Source organism: Rhizobium sullae, assembly GCF_900169785.1.
Taxonomy (GTDB): Bacteria; Pseudomonadota; Alphaproteobacteria; order Rhizobiales; family Rhizobiaceae; genus Rhizobium; species Rhizobium sullae.
This window is the reverse complement of the sequence record NZ_FWER01000118.1, coordinates 1-6,409: the sequence shown is the minus strand read 5'-3', so window position 1 is coordinate 6,409 and position 6,409 is coordinate 1. Positions and strand designations below refer to the sequence as shown.

At 56.0% G+C, this 6,409-nt stretch carries 4 protein-coding genes and 2 pseudogenes; 1 reads left to right on the top strand and 5 read right to left on the bottom strand.

The window, feature by feature from the left end; translation table 11 throughout:
* A partial coding sequence (locus BN1800_RS38760) for an amino acid permease (protein WP_342210325.1) occupies positions 1-519 on the bottom strand: 519 nt, incomplete at its 3' end.
* A gap of 439 nt (positions 520-958) precedes the next feature.
* Between BN1800_RS38760 and BN1800_RS38755 the strand changes: the two are divergent.
* Positions 959-1,408, top strand: a pseudogene (locus BN1800_RS38755) (chloride channel protein); the annotation flags it as partial.
* Between the two features lie 1,509 nt (positions 1,409-2,917).
* Here BN1800_RS38755 and BN1800_RS38745 read toward each other — a convergent pair.
* The 4 genes and pseudogenes from BN1800_RS38745 to BN1800_RS42075 all read right to left on the bottom strand — a co-directional run.
* Complete coding sequence (locus BN1800_RS38745) at positions 2,918-4,300, bottom strand: alpha/beta fold hydrolase (protein ID WP_210191321.1); 1,383 nt, start codon at positions 4,298-4,300, stop codon at positions 2,918-2,920.
* A gap of 200 nt (positions 4,301-4,500) precedes the next feature.
* Positions 4,501-4,689 (bottom strand): annotated as a pseudogene (locus tag BN1800_RS38740) (hypothetical protein); the annotation flags it as partial.
* A 539-nt stretch (positions 4,690-5,228) separates the two neighbouring features.
* Complete coding sequence (locus tag BN1800_RS38735) at positions 5,229-5,720, bottom strand: DUF305 domain-containing protein (protein ID WP_087006157.1); 492 nt, start codon at positions 5,718-5,720, stop codon at positions 5,229-5,231.
* A gap of 498 nt (positions 5,721-6,218) precedes the next feature.
* A partial coding sequence (locus tag BN1800_RS42075; RefSeq protein WP_210191320.1) for a hypothetical protein occupies positions 6,219-6,409 on the bottom strand: 191 nt, incomplete at its 5' end.

Sequence of the window (6,409 nt, the reverse complement as noted above, 5' to 3'; positions counted from 1 at the left end):
GACGATCACTGTCACGTTAAATGAGAGCTCCACCCCCCGCACGTTCAGGCCCACGAAAACGATGTAGCCGAGAAGCCACCAGATAGGTTGGAAGCTTTGAGGGGTTTCGAAAATTCCGGTCAAGTAGGAGCCGATGAAGAACACCACGACGGCAGGTGTCAGCACATATTCGATGTTTTCCGCGACGCCGGTGATGAAACCGCCCCACGGACCGAAGGCCGTGCGCGCGAAGGAATAAGCGCCGCCGGTGTGCGGCAGGGCCGGACTCATTTCGGCAATCGAGTAGGTAAGGCCGAGATACATGACGGTAATCAGGATGGTGCCGATGAACATGCCACCCCAACCACCGACAGCAAAGCCAAGATTCCAGCCGGAAAAATCACCGGAAATGACGGCGCCGACGCCAAGGGCCCAAAGCGAAAAGACGCCAGCGTGGCGCCGCAATCCGCGCAGTTCGAAATATTCCTGCCCCGGTATATGGTAGATCACTCCGCCTTCATGCTTGCTGTCATTGGCCATGGCAGTCGCCTCTCGATCCTATTTCACGGCATTCTTCCATCGTCCACGCAACGCCGCTCGAGCGCGGCGCTCAAACGAAGATTGCTGCGTGCTCGTTGAGCCAGACCTTGGAGGCGCACGGCGCGTTGCATCGGGGGCGCCACCAGCGGCCGGATAGGCGGCCAACCGGAAGGCTCCTGTCTGGTGCACGCGAAAGTTTGACGTGGAATAACGAGCCGAACCCGTCCGCGCCGTTCAATATCGGGGCGCAATTCGACTGATCGGGCTCGTTGTGCCGCGCAGCTTCCATCGTCTCATCACCCGGTGCAGCGCGATAGACAAAGTTGCCTACGACGCCCCGTCTCGGACAATGACTTCATGCCTAAATGCAGACTTTGTCAAACAACTTTGCGCGGGCCTTCGCGATCTTGAAAACAGTGTAAATATCAATCCCTTCACATCCGGCGGCGCAACCTTCGGCACCGGCTATGAGCAGGCCAAGGGCGCGGTGGAAGGGCAAGCGCTTCCCTTGCTCTTTTTTATCGAAAAGCTCGTCGCCAGTTTACTGTCGATGATGTCGGGCATTCCAGGCGGCATCTTCGCGCCATCGCTTGCGGTCGGCGCCGGTTTCGGCGGCACCGTCGGTTCGCTGCTTGGAACAAGCATCGCCCTCGCTGCTATCCTTGGAATGACGGGATATTTCTCCGGCGTCGTGCAGGCGCCGATGACTGCCTTCGTGATCATTCTGGAAATGACCGGCGACCATCAGGCGGCCACTCCGATCATGGCCGTCTCGATGATCGGCTACGTGACATCACGGATCCTGTCACGAGAACCGCTGTATCATTGCCTTTCGCGGGTCTTCCTTGCGGCAGCCATCAGGGCACGGCGAGCCGTGAAGAGCCAATGATCAACTCACAGTCAGCGCAGCCGGCCGGTTAGGTCCGAGCAGGCGTTCGATTTCGTCATTTTTGGCTCCGAGGAGCGTACTTCTCAACGAAACAAAACAGAGGGCCAAGGGTTGTACAGATTTCATCTCATAACCAACGACACGGCGCATCTATACCCAGGGCATATCATTCACGTCGGCGGGAGCGCAGATAGGATGATTGGTGTGCTCCAGACCAGGGATGGTCTTGCCAAACTGGATGAAGAACCTCAAGAGTCGGCAATTCACCGCGCCCTCCTCGTCCGCCAACGAGATGCGGGGGCGATAGGGGTTAAGGATGATGACGGTCTGGTATGCTTGTTCACTGGGAGTCGTAAATCTACTTGCACCGTCTTTGTGGTCCGGGACACCACTCATTGGCAGCGCACTTCACGTAAATAAGGCCGGGTGGTACGATCCACTCACCTGGGCGAAGAACTTCTACATCAAGTCGGCCAGACGAGTCTCTTACCGCAGTGCCGACAAATCGATATCGGCAACCGTCGGCGTCGATCACAAAGTCTCGAATTGCGCGCCCCGCGACATAGCCGACGACTGCTCCGTCACATTGAACGGCGTCCAACACAAAAAACTCAAAAGGGCAAACTTGGACTTACCATGAGTCCGACTCCAGCGGCGCTGACATCATAATCCATTGTAATTCATTTGCACGTGCTGGACAATTTTCTGTCGTTATGGGTGCTTCAAAGCACCGCAACTTAGAGGCGCTCGCGATTGATGCCGGTTCGGTGTGCGACGAACGATGACGGAGCTTCCTCTCTCGGCGAGCCAATTGGAACTATGACGGGAATACGGGCAAAGTGGCCGCGCGTACGTAATCGAAGTCCGCGCGTCGATCGTTGCGCAAATCTCATTTTGAAATGGAAATATTGATGATCTCTTTCGGTCGCAAGGGCAGGACAGTTATCGGAGATCGCGGCATTATCAATGCCTTACGACCTTACCAGTTGTCCATTCAGACACTGTTTTCGCCCGTCGCCGCGGCAACGGCTGTGGCTTTTACTTCCCGATTTCAATTGAAGCGCTAAGCTGAAAACTCGACCCTCAATTTTGACCTAACCGCTTCACTTCGGGCAGAAGGGGAGGTGCCTGTTAAAGCCCGAACGCAACCTGCGGAGTTGCTGTCATCATGAGCTCCTGAATTTTGAGATTACGATCGTACGACAATAGCGCTTGAACGCAAGGATTAAATTATGTTCGTACTCTCACGCAGGGGCGAGACGAGGACCACAGGGGGCCGGGCGGGTGAGGTATGCCGGTCCCGCATGGCCGGCCTTCGTCGTGGTCGACGTGGATTACATCGGCGATCCAGCGACCGTGGTCGAGGTCTTAAAGGCTATCTGGCGACGCTGATTGTCGAGTGAATGATTGACGCTTGGTACCGGAGTCGTAAGTCCGCTCAGGGTGGACAGCAGAAGTTCAAAGCGAAACCGCTTAAAAGCCGCTTTGCGCGCCCATAGCGGTCATATTTCACTGATTGTACGCTGTCAGGAACCTGGAGCACTCGTCAAAGAACTGTTCGAAGGCAGCCGTGTCCTCCATGAGCACATGATTGTTTCCAGGAAGCTCGACGAAGGTCGCGTTAGGAATAAGCGTAGCCATGAGACGCCCTTCTTCTATCGGCGCGACGCGATCGCCGATGCAATGCAGGACCAACGTCGGAACATTGACCTGCTTCGCCAACTCCGTCACATCGACCGTGCTGTTCATTTTCCAGATCGGCATCGCCGCTTCCGGACTCGTAGCAATGCGCTGAAGTTCGTCAAAATTCGCAGCCATCTCGGGCTGAGCGTCGGGCATGAAGGTTGTTGTAAAAAAGTGCCTGAAGACTGGATTGGTCGAGCCCCAGCCGTCGCGGATCATCATCGTCCCGACTTTATAAAGGTGCTTTTGGTCCGGTTGCGTCCGCTTGAGCCGACCCCGAAGAAATCCGCCCAAGAGGACGAGGCAGGTCACCTGTTCGGGGTTCTCCACGGCGTAGCGGACACTAAATGAGCATCCTTGCGAAATGCCGAGAAGCGCGAACCGGCTCAGTCCAGCAGCGGCTGCGACGGTCGACATGTCGCCAGTCATTGCCCCCTCGGATACAGCTTCGACGCCCCAGTCCGATAGGCCATTTCCCCGCTGGTCGAATCGTACCAGCCGGCAGAGCCTCGCCAACCTGACCAGCCATGGGTGCCAGATCGGACTGCGCCATTCATACTCCAGATGGTTCAGCCAATTCGGTGCCTTCAGCACCGGCATCCCTTGGCCAATACTGGCCCACGCGATCTGCACTCCGTCTGGGGCAGTGGCGAACTGTACCTGTTGTTGCTGCGCAGCTTTGGGAAGCTCCGGGTTAGGCAGCGAAGCGTCGGGTGTCCACTGCCAGACGCGGATGGGCCGGGAGATATTCTTCACCCGCTGGTTGCCCATGTCGCGAAAAGGCACTTTGATCTTATCCACGACCGCTTGATGTACAATGTCGGAGATGCAGATGCCGCCTGGCTTCGCCAGCCCCTCAAGGCGGGAAGCCACGTTGACGCCATCGCCGAAGATATCTCCATCCTCGAAGAGGACATCCCCGAGATTGATCCCGAGGCGGTAGAGAATGCGGCGTTCTTCCGGTGACGCTCCCTCGCGGTCTGCCATAGCCACCTGGATGTTGATGGCGCAGCGGACGGCATCCTGTGCTGAAGCGAATTCGACCAACATCCCGTCGCCCGTGGTCTTGACGATGCGGCCTCCACGACTTGCGATCTGGGGATCGAACAACACCGTGCGGTGCACTTTCTGACGCGTAACGATATCTTCCTCATTTTGCTCCATGAGGCGGCTATAGCCTGCCATGTCGACGGCCAGAATCGCGGTCAAGCGGCGTTCCATAGAGCGCGTCCCCAGAGTTTCAGCCAAATATCACACTACCATACCACATGTCGGCGATCGGATTTAGATTGAGCGCGAGTGCCGAGCCTTTGAGAAAATGCGCATCGTAATGCGACGACCGGCTGACGGCCGCATCGGGGTCGGAACTTAGCAGTCAACTTTTACGCGGGAAGGTCTTAAAAGGGTCCGATCGTCATCCAGTCGATGCGGCCATTTAGGATTGGCGGCGGCTTTCGGTAGATAATTAGGCTGATGAGGTAAGGGCGGATATTCTCCAGCACCCGCATCGGAGCTATCGGCGCGATGCGCACCTCGAAGAATTCCGAGATTTTTCGCTGAGAATGACGTGATGAAAGATCTTGCTTGGTCATGCTCATTCCATTTCTCTCGGCACCAATGCCGAGGGCGAGCGGGAATAGGAGCGCAGTTTTAAGAAATGATGTATTAGAGGACGGCCGGTCGGTTGGCGGCTAAATCCATCTGCACCATGGTTTCAGGGAACTGGCCTGGAATCCGGCGCCTGCGCTTGACGCAGTGACAACGGTCTACGTTAATTAAGCGCGCTTACCTAAGCTTGATGCTTATTTAAATAAAGGGGCGCTTACTTAAATAACGGACGGAATTCATATTAGGCTATGTCTGATTCCGAACCTAATTTGCGGAGGCCGCTTTGTTGCGCTGAGGTTGACTGTGTGTCCCACGCCTCGATTTTGTTTCGCGCTACGGCCGGCGTAGCAGCAAATAACGCGATGATAATCAGTATACGAAACATGGCATTCTCCTCAGCGAACATTGAACAGGTCACATAGCGACGAGCCGATGGCGGCGTTGCAGGTCGCCATCAAATGCCAGCCGGGAACGACGCCGTAGGCGTATTAGAAGCATCACAAACCTCCGCGGGCGCTGTGGAAGGCGATCAGTCGAGATCGTCGAGGCGAACTCGGATCGCATTCATCTGTTCGATCTCCTCGCGCTGGCCACGCGAAATTTGCGCGCATAGTGCAACGAGTTCCTGATCCTTGAGATCCGCATCTGCGCACATGAGGATCGCGCCTGAATGATGAGGGATCATTGAGGCGATGAACTGCCTGTCTCCTATGAAGGCCTGCGTGCGCGTTCCTGCGAAGGCGGCCGCGAGCAGGATCACCAGGCTGACATGGATGAGTGCGTTTAACCTCTTGTTCCGGTACATGCCACCCATGGTTGCAAGCATGATGATGCCCATGGGCGCAACCATCGTCAGCGCCATGTAGAACATGTTGAGGTTGTTCCGGAAGTCGCTCCATCCGTCGATCATGGAGAACATGACGAAGTACATGACGACGAGGCTGAGGAACATGTTGACGGCGAACATCGTGTATGGATTCCTGCCCATGCCCTCATGTTCACTATGATCGCGATGTTGCATGACTGGCTTCCCTTGGCCCTCAGATGCTGGATGGGCACAAATTTCCCCGTCCGTGGTGCGTCGCGGGAAATGAGATTTTTTCTAACCTTGCAGGCGCGATTTGGTTCCCGGTCGCCGGAGCCGGACTTCGGGAGACTCGACGAATTCAGTCCAGCCTTCGATCGTAGCCGTCCACTCCATCGCCATCTTTGCCTGTGCCGGTGACTCGCAAGAGAAGCGCGAGCAGTATGATGCCGACCAGACCAGCAACGAATACCAACCGCTGCCAACGCTTCGTCAGGATGATTCACCCTGGCGGACGTCTTCCGCAGAGAAAGTCAGGGCGATTTCTTTCTTGGTGCTGCTGCTTGTTCATCCAGACACTCTACCTTTTCCTCACTGCGACTGGTTCTGTGCGGGAGGGGTAGGCAGCTGCCCTTATTGCTCAGGTATATTGCGGCCAAATTGATTGATGATCAGCAAAACAAAAGCGATTAACGACGTTCATGATGGCTGGAATCATCTCAGTTCCCTGTTTCGCAATGGGCTCGTTGTCCAGCCAGAGGTCGAATCTCTCTCGCGCAGAACATCTATAATGTCCATGATGGTGGCTTCATCGAGGTGCTGGAGAAGCACGGTTTCCGCGATGACAACGATCATTCCGGTCCTTATGTCAACTATCGACCAAGTCGCGTCCGGGTCACGTCTCG